26 protein-coding genes are annotated in these 21,853 nt (G+C 32.0%); 10 read left to right on the top strand and 16 right to left on the bottom strand.

Annotation, left to right across the window (positions count from 1 at the left end; translation table 11 throughout):
- Positions 1-3: 3 nt before the first annotated feature.
- Both E5167_RS02495 and E5167_RS02500 read right to left on the bottom strand, forming a co-directional pair.
- Entirely contained in the window at positions 4-444 is a 441-nt protein-coding gene (locus E5167_RS02495; protein ID WP_136840695.1) for a DUF1761 domain-containing protein, read from the bottom strand.
- A 59-nt stretch (positions 445-503) separates the two neighbouring features.
- Positions 504-986 carry an acyl-CoA thioesterase gene (locus E5167_RS02500; protein WP_136840697.1) on the bottom strand — a complete coding sequence of 161 codons (483 nt, stop codon included), beginning with the start codon at positions 984-986 and terminating at the stop codon, positions 504-506.
- Between the two features lie 105 nt (positions 987-1,091).
- Between E5167_RS02500 and E5167_RS02505 the strand changes: the two genes are divergently transcribed.
- From E5167_RS02505 to nadD, 3 genes are read left to right on the top strand one after another with little or no spacing between them, the layout of a single operon-like run.
- Positions 1,092-1,949, top strand: a complete 858-nt coding sequence (locus tag E5167_RS02505; protein WP_136840699.1) for a YicC/YloC family endoribonuclease — start codon at positions 1,092-1,094, stop codon at positions 1,947-1,949.
- Between the two features lie 2 nt (positions 1,950-1,951).
- Positions 1,952-2,530, top strand: a complete 579-nt coding sequence (gmk, locus tag E5167_RS02510; protein WP_136840701.1) for a guanylate kinase — start codon at positions 1,952-1,954, stop codon at positions 2,528-2,530.
- A 2-nt stretch (positions 2,531-2,532) separates the two neighbouring features.
- A complete protein-coding gene (gene nadD, locus E5167_RS02515; RefSeq protein ID WP_136840703.1) occupies positions 2,533-3,111 on the top strand; it encodes a nicotinate (nicotinamide) nucleotide adenylyltransferase in 579 nt (192 codons plus the stop codon).
- Between the two features lie 24 nt (positions 3,112-3,135).
- Here the strand turns inward: nadD and E5167_RS02520 are convergent, their stop codons facing one another.
- From E5167_RS02520 to E5167_RS02530, 3 genes are all read right to left on the bottom strand, one after another.
- The gene (locus tag E5167_RS02520) at positions 3,136-3,729 is read right to left on the bottom strand and encodes a hypothetical protein (protein ID WP_136840705.1); all 594 of its coding nucleotides are present in this window, start codon (positions 3,727-3,729) and stop codon (positions 3,136-3,138) included.
- Between the two features lie 168 nt (positions 3,730-3,897).
- Positions 3,898-4,386 (bottom strand): peptidoglycan-binding protein LysM, encoded by a 489-nt coding sequence (gene lysM / locus E5167_RS02525; RefSeq protein WP_136840707.1) that lies wholly within the window; start codon positions 4,384-4,386, stop codon positions 3,898-3,900.
- Between the two features lie 200 nt (positions 4,387-4,586).
- A complete protein-coding gene (locus tag E5167_RS02530) occupies positions 4,587-5,510 on the bottom strand; it encodes a nicotinic acid mononucleotide adenyltransferase (protein ID WP_136840709.1) in 924 nt (307 codons plus the stop codon).
- Positions 5,511-5,638: 128 nt separating this feature from the next.
- Between E5167_RS02530 and E5167_RS02535 the strand changes: the two genes are divergently transcribed.
- The 6 genes from E5167_RS02535 to E5167_RS02560 all read left to right on the top strand — a co-directional run bounded on the left by E5167_RS02535 (position 5,639) and on the right by E5167_RS02560 (position 10,799).
- Complete coding sequence (locus tag E5167_RS02535) at positions 5,639-6,640, top strand: NAD(P)H-dependent glycerol-3-phosphate dehydrogenase (protein WP_136840711.1); 1,002 nt, start codon at positions 5,639-5,641, stop codon at positions 6,638-6,640.
- A 107-nt stretch (positions 6,641-6,747) separates the two neighbouring features.
- Positions 6,748-7,653, top strand: a complete 906-nt coding sequence (locus E5167_RS02540) for a TolB-like translocation protein (RefSeq protein ID WP_136840712.1) — start codon at positions 6,748-6,750, stop codon at positions 7,651-7,653.
- Between the two features lie 159 nt (positions 7,654-7,812).
- Positions 7,813-8,676, top strand: a complete 864-nt coding sequence (locus tag E5167_RS02545; protein WP_136840714.1) for a DUF6624 domain-containing protein — start codon at positions 7,813-7,815, stop codon at positions 8,674-8,676.
- A 173-nt stretch (positions 8,677-8,849) separates the two neighbouring features.
- Positions 8,850-9,431, top strand: coding sequence for a pyridoxine/pyridoxamine 5'-phosphate oxidase (locus E5167_RS02550; protein ID WP_136840716.1), 582 nt, complete (start codon positions 8,850-8,852; stop codon positions 9,429-9,431).
- Positions 9,432-9,598: 167 nt separating this feature from the next.
- Complete coding sequence (locus E5167_RS02555; RefSeq protein WP_136840718.1) at positions 9,599-10,165, top strand: TetR/AcrR family transcriptional regulator; 567 nt, start codon at positions 9,599-9,601, stop codon at positions 10,163-10,165.
- Positions 10,166-10,226: 61 nt separating this feature from the next.
- Entirely contained in the window at positions 10,227-10,799 is a 573-nt protein-coding gene (locus E5167_RS02560) for a carboxymuconolactone decarboxylase family protein (protein ID WP_239021925.1), read from the top strand.
- 241 nt (positions 10,800-11,040) lie between these two features.
- On the opposite strand, the gene E5167_RS02565 is transcribed toward E5167_RS02560, so the two are convergent.
- From E5167_RS02565 to E5167_RS02580, 4 genes are all read right to left on the bottom strand, one after another.
- The gene (locus tag E5167_RS02565; protein ID WP_136840720.1) at positions 11,041-11,436 is read right to left on the bottom strand and encodes a hypothetical protein; all 396 of its coding nucleotides are present in this window, start codon (positions 11,434-11,436) and stop codon (positions 11,041-11,043) included.
- Between the two features lie 54 nt (positions 11,437-11,490).
- Positions 11,491-11,799, bottom strand: a complete 309-nt coding sequence (locus E5167_RS02570; protein WP_136840722.1) for a GIY-YIG nuclease family protein — start codon at positions 11,797-11,799, stop codon at positions 11,491-11,493.
- 72 nt (positions 11,800-11,871) lie between these two features.
- Positions 11,872-12,894 carry a phenylalanine--tRNA ligase subunit alpha gene (pheS, locus tag E5167_RS02575; RefSeq protein WP_136840724.1) on the bottom strand — a complete coding sequence of 341 codons (1,023 nt, stop codon included), beginning with the start codon at positions 12,892-12,894 and terminating at the stop codon, positions 11,872-11,874.
- Positions 12,895-12,955: 61 nt separating this feature from the next.
- Entirely contained in the window at positions 12,956-13,312 is a 357-nt protein-coding gene (locus E5167_RS02580; RefSeq protein WP_136840726.1) for a hypothetical protein, read from the bottom strand.
- A 154-nt stretch (positions 13,313-13,466) separates the two neighbouring features.
- On the opposite strand from E5167_RS02580, the gene E5167_RS02585 reads away from it, so the two are divergent.
- Complete coding sequence (locus tag E5167_RS02585; protein ID WP_136840728.1) at positions 13,467-13,976, top strand: CvpA family protein; 510 nt, start codon at positions 13,467-13,469, stop codon at positions 13,974-13,976.
- A 50-nt stretch (positions 13,977-14,026) separates the two neighbouring features.
- Here the strand turns inward: E5167_RS02585 and E5167_RS02590 are convergent, their stop codons facing one another.
- The 7 genes from E5167_RS02590 to E5167_RS02620 form a co-directional block, all read right to left on the bottom strand.
- On the bottom strand, positions 14,027-14,656 hold the full coding sequence (locus E5167_RS02590; protein WP_136840730.1) for a carbonic anhydrase family protein: 630 nt from the start codon (positions 14,654-14,656) through the stop codon (positions 14,027-14,029).
- 35 nt (positions 14,657-14,691) lie between these two features.
- On the bottom strand, positions 14,692-16,554 hold the full coding sequence (locus tag E5167_RS02595; RefSeq protein ID WP_136840732.1) for a SulP family inorganic anion transporter: 1,863 nt from the start codon (positions 16,552-16,554) through the stop codon (positions 14,692-14,694).
- Between the two features lie 24 nt (positions 16,555-16,578).
- Complete coding sequence (locus E5167_RS02600) at positions 16,579-17,262, bottom strand: DUF2490 domain-containing protein (RefSeq protein ID WP_136840734.1); 684 nt, start codon at positions 17,260-17,262, stop codon at positions 16,579-16,581.
- Between the two features lies 1 nt (position 17,263).
- Positions 17,264-18,832 carry a SulP family inorganic anion transporter gene (locus E5167_RS02605; RefSeq protein ID WP_136840736.1) on the bottom strand — a complete coding sequence of 523 codons (1,569 nt, stop codon included), beginning with the start codon at positions 18,830-18,832 and terminating at the stop codon, positions 17,264-17,266.
- Between the two features lie 90 nt (positions 18,833-18,922).
- Positions 18,923-19,207 (bottom strand): hypothetical protein, encoded by a 285-nt coding sequence (locus E5167_RS02610; RefSeq protein ID WP_136840738.1) that lies wholly within the window; start codon positions 19,205-19,207, stop codon positions 18,923-18,925.
- A 58-nt stretch (positions 19,208-19,265) separates the two neighbouring features.
- On the bottom strand, positions 19,266-20,027 hold the full coding sequence (locus E5167_RS02615; RefSeq protein WP_136840740.1) for a tetratricopeptide repeat protein: 762 nt from the start codon (positions 20,025-20,027) through the stop codon (positions 19,266-19,268).
- A 2-nt stretch (positions 20,028-20,029) separates the two neighbouring features.
- Entirely contained in the window at positions 20,030-21,793 is a 1,764-nt protein-coding gene (locus E5167_RS02620; RefSeq protein ID WP_136840742.1) for a BatD family protein, read from the bottom strand.
- Positions 21,794-21,853: the final 60 nt, after the last annotated feature.

Here is a 21,853-nt window from a genome sequence, read left to right on the forward strand (position 1 = left end):
TTTTTATGACCAAGCGTTTATTAAACCTCCCATTAATGCCATTGTTACTATCCAGTATCCAACATTTATCAATACATACTTTGTTGATTTCATCTCAAATAATGCATTTGTTGCAAAAACTGGCAACACTAAAAATACACCTATTAAGGCACCATGAAAAGCACCATGCTTAAATGTCATATAAGGATCTACACCATGAGGCTCGCCAGGACCACCTCCTATCATTACTTGTGCCCAAAGAGAAAAGGCTATTAAAAAAGCAAACACTACAGCTAATCCATAGGTTTTTCCTGGATTCATGCTTTTTGCTTTTTCTTCTGTCATACCAGTTTCTTTCATCCATGCAGTTCCAAAAATTTTAGGATGATACCATATAAATCCAGTTACTAATGGTATAATTGCCGCTACAATAAGGGCAATCCAATTAATATCAAATTCTTCCATAATATTGTTTGTTTAGTTAGTATATTATGGTATTAAGTTAGTAAAAATTCCTTTTACAGTTAATTACCTGGCAAGTCTATGGGTTTTTTAATCAGCCTTTTTGTCTCTTCTTTTGTTAGAATTTTGAAATTATTTGATCTTGGGAAATTTTTAATTTTTTGTAGTAATTCAATTGGTATTTTTCCAAATCTTCGAGTTTTTAAATCCATCCAAGAAAATAACATTTCAGCATTTGCTAAATTTTTACCTTCTTCATTAAAAAAGTTATGTTCTATTTGAATAAAACGACCATCTTCACTCATTCCAGAGACTTCTAAGCTTACTTTTACCTTGTCGTCAAGTCCAATTTCTTTAAAATAGTATATATGCTCGTACATTACAATTGGTCCCAAACCATAACTATTTACAACATCTAGACTTAAACCATGGCTTGTTAAAAAACTCATTCGTGTATCGCTCATATATTCAACATAAGTTGAGTTCCCTAAATGCTTATTCGCATCAAGGTCATTCCATCGTATTTCAAAGTGCTTTAAATACATATATTTTATTTTTTGTAAAGTTATTATTTACAGCTTATGTTTCAATTTAATAACATCATTACTTAAGTGATTTAATTATCTTTGTGCAACTTTTAAATATTACCAATGATACAATCAATGACAGGTTACGGAAAATCTGTACTTCAGTTTCCAACAAAAAAAATTTCCTTAGAAATAAAATCGCTCAATAGCAAAAACCTCGATTTGAATACACGCATGCCATCAGTGTATCGTGAAAAAGAATTACATATTAGAAAACTTATTGCGTCGCACCTTGTAAGAGGTAAAGTTGATTTTTCACTCTACTTAGAGATTACAGGCGAAGAAACAACAAGCAAAGTAAACAAGCCTGTGGTTAAAACCTACATGCAACAACTTAAAGATATTGTTGATGGTGATGCTACTGAATTATTAAAAATGGCAGTTAGGTTTCCTGATGCTTTAAGTACCGAAAGGGACGATATAGATGCTAACGAGTGGAAACAAATTGAAGATGGTATTAAGGCTACTTTAGAAAAAATTAAAGATTATAGACTCCAGGAAGGGAAGGCACTTGAAAAAGATTTCATTACTCGTTTAGAAAACATTGATAAGCTACTTGAAGAGGTTATAAAAATTGACCCAGAACGTATTGAAAATGTTAGAGAGCGTTTAAATAGAGGTATTGCTGAATTAAAAGAAAGAGTTGACGAAAACAGATTTGAGCAAGAGCTCGTTTACTACATCGAAAAATTTGATATTACCGAAGAAAAAGTACGCCTTCACAACCATTTAGAATATTTTGTAAAATCTCTGCATTCAGCAGATTCTAATGGCAAAAAACTTGGGTTTATTGGTCAAGAAATAGGTAGAGAAATAAACACCATTGGCTCTAAAGCCAATTATGCGCCAATGCAAAAGTTAGTAGTTCAAATGAAAGATGAACTAGAAAAAATCAAAGAGCAATTATTAAACGTACTGTAGTTATGAGTCAAGGTAAATTAATTGTATTCTCTGCGCCTTCTGGCTCTGGTAAAACAACTATTGTAAAGCACCTTTTAAAGCAACCTGAACTTAATTTAGAGTTTTCAATTTCGGCTACTTCAAGAAACAAAAGAGGTGAGGAAGTTAATGGAAAAGATTACTATTTTTTATCTGCAAAAGAATTTATTTCTAAAATAAAAACCGATGAATTTTTAGAATGGGAAGAAGTCTATCGCGATAATTTTTATGGTACTTTAAAAACCGAAGTGGAACGTATTTGGGCACTTGGCAAGCATGTTATTTTTGATATTGATGTGTCTGGAGGATTGCGTATAAAACGAAAGTTTCCTGAGCAAACATTGGCTATTTTTGTGAAACCACCAAGTATCGATGAGTTAAAAATACGCCTTAAAAAGCGCAAAACTGAGAGCGACGACAAAATAAATATGCGCGTTGCAAAAGCTTCAGCTGAATTAGCTACAGCACCACTTTTTGACGTAATTATTGAAAATGATTCTTTAGACAAGGCGTTAGATGAAGCCTATACTTTGGTAAACAATTTTGTAAACCCAAACTCTTAAAAATGAAAATCGGTCTTTACTTTGGCACCTTTAATCCTATTCATGTTGGTCATTTAACCATTGCCAACCACTTAGCTGAGTATAGTGATCTTGACCAGGTATGGTTTGTAGTAACACCGCATAGTCCCTTTAAAAAGAAAAACTCGTTACTAGACAATTACCAACGATTAGAGATGGTATATCTAGCTACAAAAGATTATCCAAAATTAAAAGAAAGTAATATAGAGTTTGGTTTACCACAACCTAATTACACAGTCAATACGTTGAGCTATTTAGAAGAGAAATATCCTGATAATGAGTTTGCACTTATTATGGGAGAAGACAACTTGAAGAGTTTTCATAAATGGAAGAACTACGAGGTAATTTTAGCAAGACATAGTATTTATGTATATCCTAGAATATCAGAAGGTACAATAAACCATCAATTTGAAGACCACCCAAATATTGTTAAGGTTGATGCTCCAATAATGCAATTATCTTCTACGTTTATTAGAAAATCTATTAAAGCTGGAAAAAATGTAAAACCCATGCTTCCAGAACATGTTTGGCAATATCTTGACGAAATGAATTTTTATAAATAAAACATTATTTAGCAATGTTATTATTTATACTGGCATAATTCCATCGTCATCATCGCAGTCTAACAAACTAGCTTCAACATACATCGCCCAACTATTTCCTGGAAATTCTGTGCCTTCAGCCCAAGCAGTCTCTCCTCCAGTAGGTCCTTGTACTTCAGCATGTGCAGCAAAGCAAAACTCATCTAGGATAGCATCTAAACTAATTGTATAAGTGACTACATTAACACCATCAGAATGTGTAGAATGATATTCAAAATGTCCGATTTTAGGATTTCCCGATTCAGTAGTTGGAATTGACCCATCGTCGCATCCTCCAATACTTAAATGAGTGGCTTCAATTGTCCAATCTCCATTTGTAATATAGGTAATAATTAAGTTTTCTCCATCATTTTTAACACTTACCGTTCCTGCAACATGGTGTTGACCAGCAATTAAGTTAGTAGTTAAGCATACTTCATTATCTGTACTATTTTGGTTCTCGTTGGTTACAATATCTTCTGTAACAGTAAAGTTTGGGTCATCTGCCAATGTTAGTTCCTCGTTACTAATTAACTCTGTATCACACCCAGATAATACAAATAGACTCAACATTAGGATTAAAAGTATTGGTTTTTTCATAACATTAGATTAAGTAGGTTACTTATAAAAGTACAATAATAGTCTTGAAAAACCATATTTTTTAGATGAACTACTTTTTTTAGTAGTATTCTACTTTCTTTTTATGTGTCCACGCATAAAAAACCAGCTATATAGCTGGTTTTTTATTTTTTATATATTAATCTAAGTCTAGTCCTCCATATGAGGTATACGCAATACTTGACCTGGATAAATTAAATCTGAGTCTTTTAGCATTGGCTTGTTTGCTTCAAAAATTACAGGATATTTCATTGCATTTCCGTAAAATTTCTTGGCAATTTTACCCAAAGTATCACCACTTACAACCGTATGGAACTGTGCTTCTGGTTCTACATTTTCAACTGTCATTTGGTCATTTACTGTTGCTATTCCATTAGAGTTTCCAACAACCAACACCACTTTTTCTTTTGTTGCTTGGTCGTAGGCAGCTCCTCTAATTCTTGCCGTATCACCTTCAACGTGAATATCTAAATTTTCTACCTCTAATTGCAAGTCTTTTACAGTTTGCATCATGTGTGCTGCTGCAGTTGCTTCTGCTTTCTTTTTTGCTTCTAATGCTTCGGCCGCTTCTTCGGCTTCCGTTTTTCCAATTCCAAAAACTTTTGCTCCTGCATTTTTAATAAATGAAAATATTCCCATTGTCTTATTGTTTTAAAGTTGTTATAAATGATTTATTATAAAGTTCTTAAAATGTTATTGAAACTCCAATTATTGTTAATAACTCTATGTGTGTGTGTTTTAGACACCTTATTTTATTTCTGGTCACATAAAAAATAGAAACTGCTTAGACACCATAATGCATCTAAGCAGTTTTAAAACTAAAATAACCAACCAAAATTTTAGTTTCTTGTATTAACCCTAGGGTTGTCTTTCTTTATTGTTTTTTGTTTACGCTTTTTTTGAGATTTATCTTTTTTGCTATTTGTTGTTCTCATATACTCTATGTATCCTCTTCCTTCAAACTCGTAATACGTTCCAGAAGTTGAATGATACAGTTCTATTCGCGCATCATTTATAACGTTTAACTCGAAATATTCATTGTCAAAATAATCGTAATCTAATGTTAAAGTTTTTAAATAGTCGTTATTTACTACATCTTGTACACCATACTTTCCAGAGTAATCCCAATAAATATTATTAACGTTACTTACGTTTTCATCTTGCGAACTTCTAAAATCTGAATCGTCACCACCAGATAAAAACTGTAAATAGTTTTCGTAATCAAATTCATTTAAAACACCTACATCACTTGTATATGTTTTTTCCCAAGCTTCGTATTCCTGTAAGAAATAATGAATGTTATCATAGAACACAAAATCGTAATCGAATGTGTTACGCTGGTAGCCATGCAGAAAGTATGAGGTATCGTTGTTTGGATTGTACAACTCGATGGTATTTGAGTCTATTAAATACACATCAAACGTATTAAAACCGTCAACATCATGGTCAACATCTAATACCATATCGTAAGTTCCGTAGCTTCCAACCGGAATACCAAAACCGTTTCCTTGACTACCAATACCAACTAGATTGTTATTGGCATAAAGTGTACCATTTCTAAACGATACTGTAAACGCTATTTGTAAAAAGGGTGTTTCTCCTAAGCCAACAGTTTGATTTACATCTATGTACCAAAGCTCATGAGAATTTAATACACTGTGTAAGGATGTTGATGGTTCGTCATCAATAATAACTTCTGTATAACAAGAAGTAAACAATAGTGCGACTATCGCAAATCCTGAAAGTAATTTTAAAGTCTTCATAAGCATTTCTTTTAATGTTATACTTAGTCGCTTTCAAATTACATGCCAAAAACATAAGCTCCTGTTTATCAGTACTTATGTAAACTTATTATTTTACGTATTTTTGAATACTCAAATTAAAAATTTTTATGGCGTCAGATTTAAAATATGCAGTGTTTGGAGGCGGAAGTTGGGCAACTGCTATTGTAAAAATGTTATGTGAAAATTTAGATGAAGTTGGTTGGTACATGCGCAACGAACAAGCCATTGACTATATTAAAAAATACCAACACAACCCAAGTTATTTAAGCTCTGTTGAGTTTCATTTAGAACAACTCAAACTTAGTAACGATATTAATGAAACAGCCGCTTATGCTGATGTGTTGATTTTTGTCATTCCATCAGCTTTTATTCATGACGAATTAAAAAAGTTAACTATTGATATTTCTGATAAAATAGTGGTTTCCGCTGTAAAAGGAATTATTCCAGAAACCGGTTTGCTACTTGGTGAACATCTTCATGATTTTTATAATATATCTTTTGAAAATATTGCGGTAATTGCTGGACCATGTCATGCTGAAGAAGTTGCTTTAGAACGCTTATCGTATTTAACCATTTCGTGTGCTGATGCAAACAAGGCACAAGCTATAGCTAGTGCTTTGAATAGTGATTATATTAAAACCAAGATTAGCGACGATATTATTGGCACCGAATATGCTGTGATGCTTAAAAATATTTATGCCATAGCAGCAGGCATAGCACATGGTTTGGGTTATGGTGATAACTTCCAGAGTGTGTTAATGAGTAATGCCATTCGTGAAATGAAGCGTTTTATTAAAAAAATGCATAAAATGAAACGTAACATTAATAACTCTGCCTATTTAGGTGATTTATTAGTAACAGGTTACTCGGTGTTTTCTAGAAACCGTATGTTTGGTAACATGATTGGTAAAGGTTATACTGTAAAATCTGCACAAATGGAAATGAGCATGGTGGCAGAAGGTTACTATGCTACTAAAAGTGCGCATTTGCTTAACGAGAAAAACAAAAAGAAAACGAGACTGCCCATTATAAATGCAGTCTATGCTATTTTATACGAAGGTAAAGACGCTAAAAAAGAGTTTAAAAAACTGACTGAGAAGTTGGATTAACACTTAATTTTGTAAGAATTTTATTTAAATTTACAGAAATACATATAATGTAGATAAACGCAATTGTGTTTATCTGTACGTTGGCGGTAATTAAAACAAATTAAACTTTGAGAAATCACATAATTAAATTTTCAGTGCTAGTATTCGTAATATTATTAAATGCTTGCAAAACTGAGAAATCGAAAACAAAAGAGAATGATTTTTCGACCACGGAAAGTCCTTATCTTGGTCAAAAGCCGCCTGGTTTAATACCAGAACCTTTTGCCCCTGGATTAGTTACAACTTTGAATTGGGAAATTGATGGTGTTTTTACGCCTGACCTTAAAGAGTTTTATTTCATCAGAGAAGTTGGAGAAAAAGAGGAAGATAAAAAAATGGAATTTGTGGTCATTCAATATAAAAACAACCAATGGCAGGATTTTGTTATATCACCAAGGGTTGGACAACCTTTCATATCTCCCGATGGAAAAAAAATGCACTTGGGCAGAAGGTATAAAGAACGTATTGGTACTGGTTGGTCGGAGATAAAAAAACTTGACACCGTATTTATGAAGATTCCTATTATGAGACTTACAGCTTCAGCCAATGGAACTTATGTTTTCGATGAAATGTCGGAACAAGGTAATCTGCGTTACTCTCGATTAATAGACGGAAAACGTGAAGAACCCAAATCATTCGGAAAACAAATTAACACTGGAAAATCAAACGCTCATCCTTTTATTGCACCTGATGAGTCTTACATTCTTTGGGATGGCAGACGAGATAGCGGATATGGCAATGCTGATATCTACGTCAGCTTTCGACAAAAAGATGGTTCATGGAGTGAAGCAATTAACCTAGGTGAAAAGATAAACACTGAAGCGTCAGAATATGGTGCAAGTGTAACACCAGACGGAAAATATCTGTTTTTTAACAGAAATGTTGGTAAAGTAAAACCAACTGACAAATATGAGAATACGGATATGTTCTGGGTGGATGCTCAGGTTATTGAAACGCTAAGACCAAAAAAATAACTACCGCCAATAATGGCTATAAGTAATTGCTTGTTCTCGCCTACTTCTGAAAATCCTCGCGGATTTTCTATTTGGTTTGTATTTTGCTAAATTAGGTGCTTAAAACACGCAACAAACCATATACAAATACGCCCTACATAATTTGACATAACCAACAAAATGAAATTAAAAACTTACACTTTTAGCTTACTTATCATATTTCTGATTTCATGCAATAACGAAAACAAATATATTCCGAATGGATTAACAAAACTGACAGAAAAGGAACTAATTGATAGAGCCAGAAATAAAGAAATTCTGGACATCCAAAATATTACTTATAAAAATGAGAATGGAGAAATATTAACTCTGGATTCAATTAAAAAAATTCCTAATCAAGAAAATTGGGCATATGATAGATATGTAGATAAAAATGGAATTGTAAGGGAAATGATTTTAAGAAAGGCTACTCAAAAAGATGGGGAGCTTTTAATAAAATTACAACAAGCGTACAATTATGTACCCATAAAAATTATAAACATCGATTGTCAAAAAAAAGCTGAAATTTTGGAAGAAATACATTCGCTGGATCAGAATATGAGATTAACTGATAATCTCAGCGATATTGACCCTAAAATAGACAAACAAAATTTAATTAAAGTTGTAAGTCTGATTGAAAATTGTGGAATGCCAACAAAAAAAGATGTGACCAAAAAACAGATGAATGCTATTTGGTTGGTATTCCAACACGCGGACAACATCAATCGAAAAAAATATTTCCCTTTATTAAAAAAATCAGCTGAAATGGGAGATTTAGACAAAAGTAGTATTGCCTTGATGGAAGATAGAATTTTAATGTTTGATGGAAAACCCCAAGTATATGGCTCACAAATTACCCAAAATAGAGAAACTAAAAAATGGGAATTATATAATCTTGAAAAACCCGAATTTGTTGATAGAAGGAGAGCTAAAGTTGGATTAGGTAGTTTAAAAGAGTATTTGAAAAATTGGAATATTGAATTTAATGTTGAACAATTTAAATAAAAAAACTTAGTAGAACAACGTTTATAATTCATTGCTAATACTCATCTACTTACGAAAATCCTCGCGGATTTTCTATTCGGTTTGTATTTACTAAATTAAGTGCTTAATCAAAGGTTAGTACACTTTTTTTGTTACGTAACCTACAAGCTAAAAAACACAATGTTAAAATTAAAATGAGTAAAACAAAACAACCTATATCGCTGTTCTCTGAGTGGTTTCAAAAGGAACTTAATCTAACTAAAGTACAAATTCCCACAGCAGTTTGCTTATCAACAATCGGAATTGACAATTTTCCAAATGCTAGATTTGTTTCGTTTAAAGAAATAATTAATGACTCTTTTATTCTTACTGGATCTTTAAACTCAAGAAAAGGAATTGAAATCAAAAATAATGATAAGGTTGCACTAACTTTTTGGTGGACAAAAACTGAAAGACAAATTAGAATACAAGGAATAGCAACCGAAATAAACAAACAACTTGCAAACAAATATTTTAGTGAGCGAAGTAAAAAGTCTAAAGCAGTTTCTTCCATTTGTGAACAAGGAAAAGAAATTGACAATATGGAAAGACTGGAAAAACAAATATTGAGAAAAGTGGCAGAAGATAAAAATATTCCAAGACCTAAAAACTGGGGCGGAGTTTCAATCAAACCTTTAAGAATCGAATTTATGGAATTCAAAAAAACAAGATTCCACGACAGAAAATTATTTGAATTTGATAATGGCGAATGGAATATGAAGCAAATTCAACCGTAAAAAACCACTACTAACAAGAACGTGTAAGCGCAATAACAACAAAAAATTTAGTTGGTTTAAAATAAAGCTAAACTCGTTTTGGCTAAATACCTAAAATTATCATAAATATTGCATTTTGTTTTTTCATTTCTAAGCAATTGATTAGTTTTGTAAAGTTATAGTAATTTATGGCTAGAAAGAAAGAATATAAAGAAGAGGAGGTTATAGAAAAGGCAATGGATTTGTTTTGGCGTAATGGATACGAAAGTACTTCTGTTAGAATGCTAGAAAAAGAAATGGGAATTAACCAGTTTTCAATCTACTCTAGTTTTGGAAATAAAAAAGGGGTGTTCTTAAAAAGCCTAAACTGCTACAAAAAAAAAGCTAAGCTAGAATTAATAGATAAACTTAAAAATTCTTCTGATGGAATAGAATCAATTAAGCAGTATTTCTATGATTTTATTAATTTCTCTAAAGATATACAACTTAATAAAGGGTGTTTAATAACAAACACCGTAAATGAATTAGGGGAAAAAGCTGACAAGGAAATTATTTCTGAAATTTTAAATTTTGCTGCAAGTGTTAAAAAAGTATTTATACAAAAATTAGAATCTAACAGTTTAAAGACAACAAAAACAATTAATAAGCAAGCAAATTACTTAATGATATCATTACAAGGATTATCTGTTGCCTCAAAAATGTTTGACCAAGAACAGTTAAATGATTTCATAGAAAGTACTTTCAAAAATTTATAACTTTTTTTTATAATATAACTAAGCGTATGCTTAGTATTAATAATTCAAATAAATAATAATTATGAGTATCACAAAAACAATGGATTTAAAACCCAAGACTATTGAAAATGCAGATGCAATTTCGAGTCAAATTTTAGAAGCAACACAAAAGAAATTAGGATTAATTCCTAATATGTATGCAGGTATGGCTAACAACACTGCTTTATTAGATGGTTATGCATTTGCTTATAACTCTTTTAGGGCTAATTCGGGATTTAACTCACAAGAACAAGAGGTAATATTTTTATCGATAGCATTTGAAAACAATTGCGAATATTGTATGGCTGCACACAGCTTTGTTGGTGACAACATGACTAATGTACCAATTGAAGTTACCAATGCAATAAGGGACAACTCAGAAATTCCAGATGATAAACTTAAAGCATTAAGCGTGTTTTCAAGAATAATTACAAAAAAGAGAGGGTTACCTACAGACAATGATATTGCAAACTTTATGGATGCAGGATATACTGAAAAACACATTTTAGGTGTAATCTCAGCTGTGGGCATTAAAACAATGAGTAATTATTTCAACCATATTTTTAATACACCTGTTGACGATGCCTTTAAAGGTCGAATTTGGAAAAAGAAATAAAGACTACAACAACATATGTGAAGAACAGCCAGTTAAGCACAATCCGAAAGGTTTGTGCTTTTTTATTCATTTTTTATTCAGAAAAGCTAGTGTATTCCTACTCGCTACTTTTATATAACAACCGTTGGGGTTAATTTTAAAAAATGAAAAACATATTTCTGATTTTATTATTGAGCTTTTGGTCTCTATATTTACTTGAACAGTATGTCACTAAATTACGACAGATGTGACTATTTTAAAATCACTTCACCAAAACACCTCTTACTTCCATTAAAGGAATAGTTTGCAGTGCCTTTTTATTAATGGTATTTTTTCTAAATAGATAAGTTTTCTCAAACATTTTATTAGCTTCAAAAAATGTTACTTTAAACTCGTTATTTAGGGCTAGCACATCCTCTTGCATGAATTCTATTTTTGCATAACTTTTAGCAGGTAGCATATCTAGTTTATGACGCATGGTTGAGGTGGATTTAATTTCAGAAAAACCTCTGGTAACAATTAGCACCATTTCTAACGCAACGTCTTTATCGTTAATGATATAAGCATTCCAATCATGTGTTTTGTAAATATCGTTATACTCATTTACAACAGATACATACACATTAGATACTTCTGGTATTTGGATATCTTTTTTCATAGTTCTTTGTCATTTCGAGCTAGCTTGCACTGAGTGAAATCGAAGTGAGAAATCTCAAACAGTATCATTTAAGAAAGTCCAATCAGGATTTTTTAAATTAATCAACCTCTCTTTTTTAGCTCTACTCCATTTTTTAAGTTGTTTTTCTCTTTTAATTGCATCTTCAATTTCCAAAAAATGCTCAAAATATATTAAGTATTTACATTTATACTTATGTGAAAATGATTTTGAATGGGGTTCAGGGTTAGAATGATAAAATATTCTCTCTTTTAAATTATTAGTCACACCAATATATAGAACCGTTTTATTTTTATTGGTTATTATGTAAACATAATAATTATGCGAAGCTGTGACTTTAGGCATTCAACAAAAATAAGAAAACATAAGATTCCTCCACTACGGTCGGAATGACATTACCCTCGTAATGACAATAAATTATAAAGCCGACTTAAACTGATCTAAAAAACGCGCATCGTTTTCACTTAATAAACGTATATCACCTATTTGGTGTAATAACATTGCGATTCTATCAATTCCCATTCCAAAAGCAAAACCAGAATACACTTCAGGATCGATGCCGCAATTTTTAAGAACATTAGGGTCAACCATACCACAGCCCATAATCTCTAACCATCCTGTGCCTTTAGTAATACGATAATCTATTTCGGTTTCTAATCCCCAATACACATCTACCTCAGCACTAGGCTCTGTAAATGGAAAATACGAAGGGCGCAACCTTATTTTAGACTTTCCAAACATTTCGGTTGTAAAGTATTGCAATGTTTGTTTTAGGTCTGAGAAACTCACGTTTTTATCAATATACAAGCCTTCTACTTGATGGAAAAAGCAATGCGAACGTGCCGAAATGGCTTCGTTACGATATACTCTTCCTGGAGAAATAGTACGAATAGGTGGTTTGTTATTTTCCATATAGCGCACTTGCACAGAACTTGTGTGTGTGCGTAATAAAATATCTGGATTTGTTTGAATAAAGAATGTATCCTGCATATCACGCGCTGGATGATATTCTGGCAAATTTAATGCTGTAAAGTTGTGCCAATCATCTTCAATTTCAGGACCTTCGCTAACGTTAAATCCAATACGTGAAAAGATGTCAATAATTTGATTTTTTACAATTGAAATAGGATGACGAGACCCAATATTTATAGGTTCTCCTGGTCTTGTTAAGTCTCCTAAATTACCTTGAGTATCTTCTCCTTTACCTTCTAATTCTTCTTTTAAAGCATTAACTTTTTCTTGTGCAGTTGTTTTAAGTTTATTAATAGCTTGACCAAATTCTTTTTTTTGATCATTTGCTACATTTTTAAACTCTGCAAAGTACTCATTAAGTAATCCCTTTTTTCCTAAATACTTAATTCGGAATGCTTCTATTTCATCTAACGATTGTGCAGAAAATGCTTCTACTTCTTCAATTAGTTCTTTAATTTTATCAATCATGATATCTCTCTTGTGCTGAATACATACAAGTATTCAAAATAATGGGCAAATTTAACAAATCTTATCTTATAAATTCCGCTTGAAGAAAATAGTTTACAATGGCCTCTTTCATTAAAACACTTTGTTCTCCAGCTTTTAAATTTGGAAGTTTTTCTTTTGTTTTATAATGTGGCCAACCTTGATCGTCTATAAAATCGAACTCATAATATCCATAAGGCTCCAGTAATCTGCAAATAGCTATATGCATAAGGTTTACCTTTTCATCTTTTTTAAACTTACGATGTAGTTGTCCTAGTTCCTGAACACCAATTAAATAAATTATTGCATCTAAATCTAAGGTGTCGCCATCTGCAAACTGCGTTGAAAGTCTCCCAACCACAAGCTCCCATCGTTCTTTTAACTGTTCGTCTCTTGCCATATTTTTTTCCGTTACAACGGTAATTTTTCATTTAATAAGCCACAAAGTTACAGAGATATAAAATACTAAGGAAACTCTATCGTTATTATTACACTACCTTTTAATTTCTTTTTTTGATTTTAAAATATGTAGGTTTGTAACACACTATATTTATATGAATATTTTAGATATCATTTTAGGAGCCCTGATTCTATTTGGTCTTATTCGTGGTCTTTCTAAAGGTCTGTTTGTTGAAATAGCCTCTTTAGTGGCACTTGTTGCTGGTGTTTTTGGTGCGATTCACTTTAGCGATTTTGCGGCTGGTTTTTTAGAAAGTAAGGTAGATTGGAGTGAACAAACCATTAATATAGCTGCTTTTGCCATAACCTTTGTTATTATAGTCATGGTTATTTCGTTAGCTGGGAGAGCGTTGACCAAGTTGGCAGATTTTGCTGCTTTAGGTATGTTAAACAAACTCCTTGGAGGTGTTTTTGGAGCACTTAAAATAGCGCTTATTTTAAGTATTGCTTTAATGATTTTTAGTAAAATGAATAGAGCAATTCCTTTTTTAGGTGAAGAAGACATAGAAAACTCTGTGCTTTATGAGCCTGTTGAATCGCTAGCTCCTATGATTTTTCCTTATATTATAAAAGAAGATTTACCAGCAGAAACTGCTGAGAAATAAAAAAAAGCCGCTCATTAGCGACTTTTTTTTATTCACTATTTTATAAATAACTATTCGTAAAAGGCTACAGCACCAGTGTTAATATCATACATAGCACCAATGATCATGATCTCTCCGTTCTTTTCCATTTCTGAAAGGATAGGGCTTTCTTCATGAATTCTATCAATGGTTAATTCTACATTCTTTTTTGATACTGCATCTACAAAGTCTAAATTTTTAGACGTTCTTAAACTTTCATCCTTAGGGTCTTGTGTGGCATTTACTGCTGGAGTAATCTTTTCTATTAACTTGGTCAAATTACCCATTTCTGCATGATCACATGCGCCTTTTACAGCACCACAACTGGTATGCCCTAATACAACAATTAGTTTTGTACCTGCAAGCTTACATGCAAACTCCATACTTCCTAAGATATCTTCATTTACAAAATTTCCAGCGATGCGAACACTGAATATATCACCCAAACCTTGGTCAAAAACCAATTCTGCTGACACTCGGGAATCTATACAACTTAAAATGGTTGCAAATGGAAATTGCCCTTCACTAGTATCGTTCACTTGTTCTAATAAATTTCTATTTGCCTTTAAATTACTTTGAAACCTTATATTTCCTTCTTTTAAAAATTGCAATGCCTTTTCAGGGGTCATTGTTGCTTGTGATTCTTTAGTATGTGCTTTCATAATTTATTGTTTTTTTCTAATATTTTTTTAAATCTTTAATGTACATCTTTTATATTTTGTTTTATCCAGCGAACACAGTCATTAAAATTATTGAATATGTGCTCTTCTGGAATAAAGTCTGGTATGATATCTATTCGCTCCATCATGTAACGCGGTTGTTTTAATAAGTTTACAAACAACACATCTACATTTTTGGTTTTTAAATCTTGAAGCATATCCTCCATAGCATATAAACCTGATTGATCCATATATTGCATACGTCCTAACCTCAATATTACTGTGGATGCTGTATCAGGTATTTGCAACCTGAGTTGCTGAAAATCGCTTGTAGAACCAAAAAACAAAGGGCCTTTTAAGTGTTTAATAAACACTTCTTCTTTAAGGTTTTCTGGAAACCCTATTTCGTCTTTCCAAGCTTCTTCTTTTAATGGTTTTACATCACTACGCTCAGCTGTTAAATCACCTATTTTCTTCATAAACATTAATGAAGCTATTACCAAACCAATTCCAACCGCATATACTAAATTCCAGAATGTAGATAATAATAATACTATAATCATTATGATTACTTCTGAACTTAATTTTAATGGTCCAAACTTAACATCTTTTGGTAAAGCAGGAATCGCTCTTAATCCTTTATAATCCATTACACCAATGCCAACAGTAATTAAAATTCCGGCTAAAACAGCTGCAGGAATTTTGGATGCCAATGGAGCTAATGCTAATAGTATTATTAATAGCATGATACCAGCAATCATCCCTGAAAGTTTTGTTTTTCCACCAGAATTAATATTTACAACGGTTCTAATAGTTGCTCCTGCTCCTGGAATACCTCCAAATAAAGCTCCTATAGTATTACCAATTCCTTGACCTACTAATTCTTTATTTGGTTTGTGTTTAGTTTTTGTCATATTATCTGCTACAACACTTGTTAATAAGGAATCAATTGCTCCTAAAAGTGCTAATGTAAGCGCTGTAAATATATATGGCGTTATGGAGCCTAAGCTAAAACTGGTAAAAATATCGGTTCTAATAGTTGGCAATCCTTCAGGGATTCTCTCTATAGGTTGATAGTCTAAACTAAACCCAATGGCTACAGATGTCATTACAACTAAAGCCACTAAAGTACTTGGCACTGCTTTGGTTACTTTCTTAAATCCATAAATAATAAAAATGGTACCAAGTGCTAACAATAACTCTAGCCAGTTTGTTTTTTGCAATGCTCTTGGCAGCACTTTAAAAGCTCCCATAACACCTGAAGCTTCTTTGGCTGCTAACGTTTGCGACTCTTTAAGAATTTGGTCTGGTGTTACTTTTTCGGCTCTATTAATTGTTTCTTTAAAATCTTCAAGAACTAAAATGCCTTCGCCTGCTTCTTCTTTAAGAATATTCTCTAATATTAGTTCTTCGGCTACGGGTTTAAATTCGCTTACAAATTCTACATCGTCTTTTGGGTAATACCCAATAGATGGTAAAATTTGTGTTACTAAAATTATAACACCAATAGCAGTCATAAACCCTGAAACTACAGGATAAGGTATGTATCGAATGTACTTACCAAGTCCTAAAATTCCAAGACCTATTTGCATTAGTCCTGCTAAAATAAATACTGTTAAAATGGCTGGAAGTGCTTTATTGACATCGCCATCGTTTACCGCAATTATACCAGCGATAACCACCATACTAACGGCAGTCATTGGTGCTGTTGGTCCAGAAATTTGCGTGTTTGTTCCTCCAAAAAGTGCAGCGAAAAAGCTAATAAAAATAGCTCCATACAACCCTGCGCTTGGGCCTAATCCTGAAGAAACACCGAAAGCTAATGCCAATGGTAATGCTACAATTCCTGCTGTAACGCCTCCAAAGATATCGCCTCTTAAATTCGAAAATAAATTTTTCATGGTTATTTAGTTATTTTGTGTTCTTTAAAAAGTAAAAAACGTTATTATATTAAATTGATCTCGACTTGTAGTTTCAAAAAACTGATTCATATAGCCAGCTTCTAATCTTAATGTATTGCTAATATTATATCCCAAACCTGCATAAACTCTGTTTCTGTCGAAAATAGAACTTTTCGTGTTTAAGAAAATTTCATTGTAAGCAGAAATATAATATTTATTTACATCTTTCTCTTTTTTACCCAAAGGGATGTTTAAGCCTAAAAAATACCTGAAACGCATTTTAAAAGCGTCTTCAACAAATCGTTGTTCAAACCTATATCGATGGTTTAACTTTACTGAGCCTACTGACTGTTTTGATGTAAACTGCTGAAAAATTCTATGCTCGTTAACCGATATTTTGTCGTCTGTATTTCCAACGTAATTTTCAGATAGTATATAACCATAACCTAGTAACATATTGTTTTTGTTATCGTTAAAGGTATATCCTAAACCTGTTCTAAGTAATAACTGCTCCAAATCGCCAATGGCATTGTAGTTTCTATATTGAACTTCATTATGGATGTTCCATTTATTATTTAGTTTTTTGTTCCCTATATAAATTAGCCAATTACCAAAATTACTGTCTTGACTTTGAACAAATGTAGGCAGCATTAATGCAATGATTAGTGCTAACAGACTTATTTTACTTTTTATATTAATTTTCTTCATTCTAAGCGGTTTTAGGCCTTAGTTTAAAAAACTCGATATAACTATCTGGGTTTTGTACAATTCCTCTTTCTGAAACTAACTCTATATCAATATTTCTTTGTTTTGCTTTAAATGCAAAATCTTCGAGAATTTCAACAATATCGTTATCTAAAAATCTTGTCTTTCTTACATCAAGTTCTAAAAAAGAATTTTCAGGAAGCCTATCAAGCTCTTTTAAAATAGCACCTTTATTAAAGAATGTTACCTCTTCTGCTAAGGTCATTTTCAATCTTTGTTTACCATTGCTTTTATCTTCTATATGCAAAAAGTGTGAGTTTTGGTAACTCTTTATAAGTATTACAACCACACCTACAGTAAGTCCTAAACCAATGCCATATAAAAGATCGATAAAAACAATACCTAAAACAGTAACTGTAAACGGAATAAATTGTTTCCAACCAATTTGATACATTTTTATAAACAATGATGGTTTTGCTAGTTTATATCCTACAATTAATAAAATGGCTGCTAAAACAGATAAAGGAATCATGTTTAACAATCTTGGAATTAAAATTACTGAAACCAATAATAATAGACCGTGAACAATTGCAGATAGTTTACTTCTACCACCAGATTGAATGTTTGCCGAACTACGTACAATAACCTGAGTAATTGGAAGTCCTCCTACTAACCCTGAAACAATATTACCTGTTCCCTGCGCTAATAACTCTCTGTTTGTTGGAGTTACATTTTTATTTGGGTCTAACTTATCTGTAGCTTCTACACATAAAAGCGTTTCTAAACTAGCAACTAAGGCAATGGTAAACGCTACAATCCAGATATCTGGATTTGTAATAACGCTAAAATTTGGAAAGCTAAATTGTGCAAAAAACGATGCAGCATTTTCGGGTATTGGTACACTTACTAAATGTGATTCGGTTATTACCAATGAATCATTTGATTGTGTTAGTGTATAAAAAATAATACCAATAGCTACTGCTACCAAAGGTCCTTGAATGATTTGAAATATTTTTCCTTTTTTAGATAATACTTTGTCCCAAAAAAGCAATATGCCTAATCCAATAATTCCAATTAATGTTGACCCAATTTGTATATGATCTACAATTTTTAGTAATTGGGTTAAGGTACTTTCTTCATTAACATTAAAAAACACGAATGTTTTATCGTAACCAAAAAAGTGTGGTATCTGTTTTAAAATAATAATAATACCAATCCCTGTTAACATCCCTTTTATTACAGATGATGGAAAATAATAGCCTATAATTCCAGCTTTTAAAAACCCAAATAAAAGCTGGATAGCTCCAGCTATAACTACTGCTACTAAAAAATTTTCATAACCTCCTAAGGTTCCTATTGAGGTTAACACAATAGCTGCTAAACCTGCTGCAGGTCCTGAAACACCAATTTTAGAACCACTTAAACCTCCAACAACAATTCCACCAATAATTCCTGCAATTACTCCCGAAAAGAGAGGAGCACCACTGGCTAACGCAATACCTAGACATAATGGCAATGCAACAAAAAATACGACTATACTCGCAGGTAAGTCACTCTTAATATATTTAAACATATAATAATTGATTTAATTAATCTAAAAAAGATTAATTTTTAATTGAACTTTCAATTTTGATAAGGCTTTGCTTTGCCTTAAACTAAATTATTACATGTTTACTTCTGGAGGTGGAGACGATAAATTAAGGTGAGGTGTAGAATACTTCTTGTTACGATACTCTAATTGCTTAGTTGTGTTACTTGCAAATACTTTTTCTGTATCGCTTAAGTCACTATCAGGCAAGGTGAGTTTAAAGTTTTCGTTTTCTTCTTCTGTAATACTGTAGAGTATTGAAATATCTACAGAATCATCTATTGCACTAATTATAGATGGCGCCGAAATAAGAGCCACAAATAGTATAGAAAAGATAAGTGCAATAGCTTTTTTATTCATCTAAAAAATTTGAAAAGCAAATATACTTTTTGATTTTGTTAAAACTGTTAAGGAAATATTAAATATCATTCAACAACTTAATATCTTCTGATGGAATCCAACCTATTTTTCCATCAGCTAATTTTATTTTTATCCAATTTTCATCATAACTCTCTAACACTAAAACCTTTGTGCCTTCGTGTAGCGTAAATGCTATTTCACTTCGTAAATTTGGCTCTGTTTTAACATCGGTTTCTTTTGCAAACACTATTGCTGGTTTATCTTTTTGGGTGTATTGATATTTTTGTTGAGCAAAAAATAAGCACATGATTGCTAAACCAAGAGAGGTTGAGCTAACTATGAATGCCAACCGTTTTTTAGCTGTGGCACTTGAAAAATAATACCCTAAAAATAATAATACAAATAATAATACAAATGATACGGAGAGTATTGCCCAAGTATCAAAATTAAACGCATTGATAATGCTTTTCCTTATTTTAGACAAACCTATTTCCGGAATAATTTCAATATTATCAACAGTCATATTTTGAGCAAAACCTAAATTATTCTTAATATCTTTGTTGTTTGGTGATAATTGCAAAGCTTTCTCATAATAATAAATGCTTGGTGCAATTCTATTAAGTTTATAATACGCATTTCCTAAGTTAAAATATAACTCACTAGAATGAACACCATTACTTAATATACTTTCATAACTTTCAATTGCTTCTTGAAAACTGCCATTGTTATAAAGTTTATTGGCTTTATCAAATAAATCATCGTTTTGAGCACTTAAAGACATACTAAACAACAAAACGACTATGTATAAAATATATCTCATTACTATCTCTTAATTTGTTTGTCTAAAGTTGAAATTACTCGTACTGCTTTATCGTAATCTTGTTGCATTTCAACATTCGAAAATGGTGTGTATCTTGCTAGCTCACAACTTTCAAGGAGACTGTTAAATTCTACAACCGTATTATTATTAACAGATTTTTGAGTTAACAATTCTGAGATTTTGTCTTTACTAAACTCACTCGTCTCGATATGAAGTTTAGATTTTAAATAATTATGTAATGCACGTTCTAAGGCGTTGTAAAATTCTTCTTTGTTGCCTAAAGATTTTTTTGCTTCACTTAAATACTTTCGAGCTAGTTTATTAGCTGTTCTTATTTTATTTCCTACAATGTCATTATCTCTTTCTATTTTTTTACGCCTTAGTAAGATTGTTATTGGAATAATTAAAAAAGGCACTAATAATAACATCCAAAAAGACTTAGATTTATAGAAATATGATGTCTCGATTGGAATGAAATTGGTTTTTGTTTTAAAAGATAAGAATTGTCCTACAACCTGTACTACTGGTTCTTTTGTTAAAGTTGTAGTATTTTCATTAGTGTTTTCACTACTTATAGGTCCTTCGTTAACATTAATTACAAGCTCATCAGATGTTATTGTTCTATAGCGCTTTGTATTGATATCGAAATACGAAAATGAAACACTTGGTATTGGATATTTACCCTGATAAGATGGCACAATGGTATAAGTATCTGATATTTGCCCTTGCATTCCTGCTAAAGTTGTTGATACATTTTCACTATGTTCGGGCTCGTAAACCTCTAATGAACTTGGAAGTGTTAACTTAGGGAGTTCAAAAAGTTTTAAGTTTCCTTTTCCAGATACTTTTACGGTTGCCTCTAAAGCTTCGGTTGCTTTAAGTTGACTTTTATTAGCTGATACTTCAAAATCAAAGCTTCCTACAGCTCCCGAAAAATCTAATGGTCTGCCTTCTTTAGGCAATGGTTTTACATTAATGGTTCTGTTACCTGCGGCAACTGTACGATGTACTGTTTTTAATAGTCTGCTTCCAAAAATATCACGTCTGTTAGTTGGCACTTGAACCTTAATATCTAAGGTTAAAGGTTCAATATTAAGTTTACCGGTTTTTTGTGGATAAAGTACCGTTTTTCTTAGAACAACATACCTATAATCTTCTCCTTTATAAGTACTATTTATAAGCTTTAATTCCTTTACATTAATATTCTGACTCCAAAAATCGGCATATCTTGGATTATCTAATTCTCTCCATGTTTCAACTCCTGTATTAGGTGAAATATAGAGTTTATATACAACTGTGATGGCTTCGTTTAAATAAGGATTGGTTTTTGAAACTTCGGCTACTAAATGAATGTTTTGTGACGCTATATAGTTTGGGTCGTTAACGTCTTTGGGTTTATCTATGGCAGCAGTCACCTCTACAGTAATAGGTAATGTTTTATAGGTTTCGCCTTCTATCTCTATAGTAGATTGCCCAATGGTAAACCTTCCTCTTTTTTTAGGTGCCAAAAAATAACTGTAGGTTTTTGAAAACGACCTAACACCATTTATCCAAGAATTATTAATGGCTTGACTAGGGCCTCCAACAATGGTAAAGTTTTCAAAATTTGGTGGATTAAAGTTATCGCCATCCTTATTCATTACAAAATCGATGCGCAAACGCTCATTTATACCTAATTTTTTCTTACTAACTTTTGCTTCAAAAGTTACTTGAGCTGAAGCAAAACAGGTGATTAAAAATGCAATTATATGGAGCTTGAGTTTCATGTGTTAATCATTATCATTTTTCATCTGTCACATGTAACATCTATTGAATATCTAACTATA

Origin of the sequence: Pontimicrobium aquaticum (assembly GCF_005047595.1) — a bacterium.
Classification (GTDB): domain Bacteria; phylum Bacteroidota; class Bacteroidia; order Flavobacteriales; family Flavobacteriaceae; genus Pontimicrobium; species Pontimicrobium aquaticum.

Bases quoted from the DNA above. Each gene is read 5' to 3' on its own strand.
- E5167_RS02495 (WP_136840695.1), bottom strand. From the start codon at position 444: ATGGAAGAATTTGATATTAATTGGATTGCCCTTATTGTAGCGGCAATT.
- E5167_RS02500 (WP_136840697.1), bottom strand. From the start codon at position 986: ATGTATTTAAAGCACTTTGAAATACGATGGAATGACCTTGATGCGAAT.
- E5167_RS02505 (WP_136840699.1), top strand. From the start codon at position 1,092: ATGATACAATCAATGACAGGTTACGGAAAATCTGTACTTCAGTTTCCA.
- gmk (WP_136840701.1), top strand. From the start codon at position 1,952: ATGAGTCAAGGTAAATTAATTGTATTCTCTGCGCCTTCTGGCTCTGGT.
- nadD (WP_136840703.1), top strand. From the start codon at position 2,533: ATGAAAATCGGTCTTTACTTTGGCACCTTTAATCCTATTCATGTTGGT.
- E5167_RS02520 (WP_136840705.1), bottom strand. From the start codon at position 3,729: ATGAAAAAACCAATACTTTTAATCCTAATGTTGAGTCTATTTGTATTA.
- lysM (WP_136840707.1), bottom strand. From the start codon at position 4,386: ATGGGAATATTTTCATTTATTAAAAATGCAGGAGCAAAAGTTTTTGGA.
- E5167_RS02530 (WP_136840709.1), bottom strand. From the start codon at position 5,510: ATGAAGACTTTAAAATTACTTTCAGGATTTGCGATAGTCGCACTATTG.
- E5167_RS02535 (WP_136840711.1), top strand. From the start codon at position 5,639: ATGGCGTCAGATTTAAAATATGCAGTGTTTGGAGGCGGAAGTTGGGCA.
- E5167_RS02545 (WP_136840714.1), top strand. From the start codon at position 7,813: ATGAAATTAAAAACTTACACTTTTAGCTTACTTATCATATTTCTGATT.
- E5167_RS02550 (WP_136840716.1), top strand. From the start codon at position 8,850: ATGAGTAAAACAAAACAACCTATATCGCTGTTCTCTGAGTGGTTTCAA.
- E5167_RS02555 (WP_136840718.1), top strand. From the start codon at position 9,599: ATGGCTAGAAAGAAAGAATATAAAGAAGAGGAGGTTATAGAAAAGGCA.
- E5167_RS02560 (WP_239021925.1), top strand. From the start codon at position 10,227: ATGAGTATCACAAAAACAATGGATTTAAAACCCAAGACTATTGAAAAT.
- E5167_RS02565 (WP_136840720.1), bottom strand. From the start codon at position 11,436: ATGAAAAAAGATATCCAAATACCAGAAGTATCTAATGTGTATGTATCT.
- E5167_RS02570 (WP_136840722.1), bottom strand. From the start codon at position 11,799: ATGCCTAAAGTCACAGCTTCGCATAATTATTATGTTTACATAATAACC.
- pheS (WP_136840724.1), bottom strand. From the start codon at position 12,894: ATGATTGATAAAATTAAAGAACTAATTGAAGAAGTAGAAGCATTTTCT.
- E5167_RS02580 (WP_136840726.1), bottom strand. From the start codon at position 13,312: ATGGCAAGAGACGAACAGTTAAAAGAACGATGGGAGCTTGTGGTTGGG.
- E5167_RS02585 (WP_136840728.1), top strand. From the start codon at position 13,467: ATGAATATTTTAGATATCATTTTAGGAGCCCTGATTCTATTTGGTCTT.
- E5167_RS02590 (WP_136840730.1), bottom strand. From the start codon at position 14,656: ATGAAAGCACATACTAAAGAATCACAAGCAACAATGACCCCTGAAAAG.
- E5167_RS02595 (WP_136840732.1), bottom strand. From the start codon at position 16,554: ATGAAAAATTTATTTTCGAATTTAAGAGGCGATATCTTTGGAGGCGTT.
- E5167_RS02600 (WP_136840734.1), bottom strand. From the start codon at position 17,262: ATGAAGAAAATTAATATAAAAAGTAAAATAAGTCTGTTAGCACTAATC.
- E5167_RS02605 (WP_136840736.1), bottom strand. From the start codon at position 18,832: ATGTTTAAATATATTAAGAGTGACTTACCTGCGAGTATAGTCGTATTT.
- E5167_RS02610 (WP_136840738.1), bottom strand. From the start codon at position 19,207: ATGAATAAAAAAGCTATTGCACTTATCTTTTCTATACTATTTGTGGCT.
- E5167_RS02615 (WP_136840740.1), bottom strand. From the start codon at position 20,027: ATGAGATATATTTTATACATAGTCGTTTTGTTGTTTAGTATGTCTTTA.
- E5167_RS02620 (WP_136840742.1), bottom strand. From the start codon at position 21,793: ATGAAACTCAAGCTCCATATAATTGCATTTTTAATCACCTGTTTTGCT.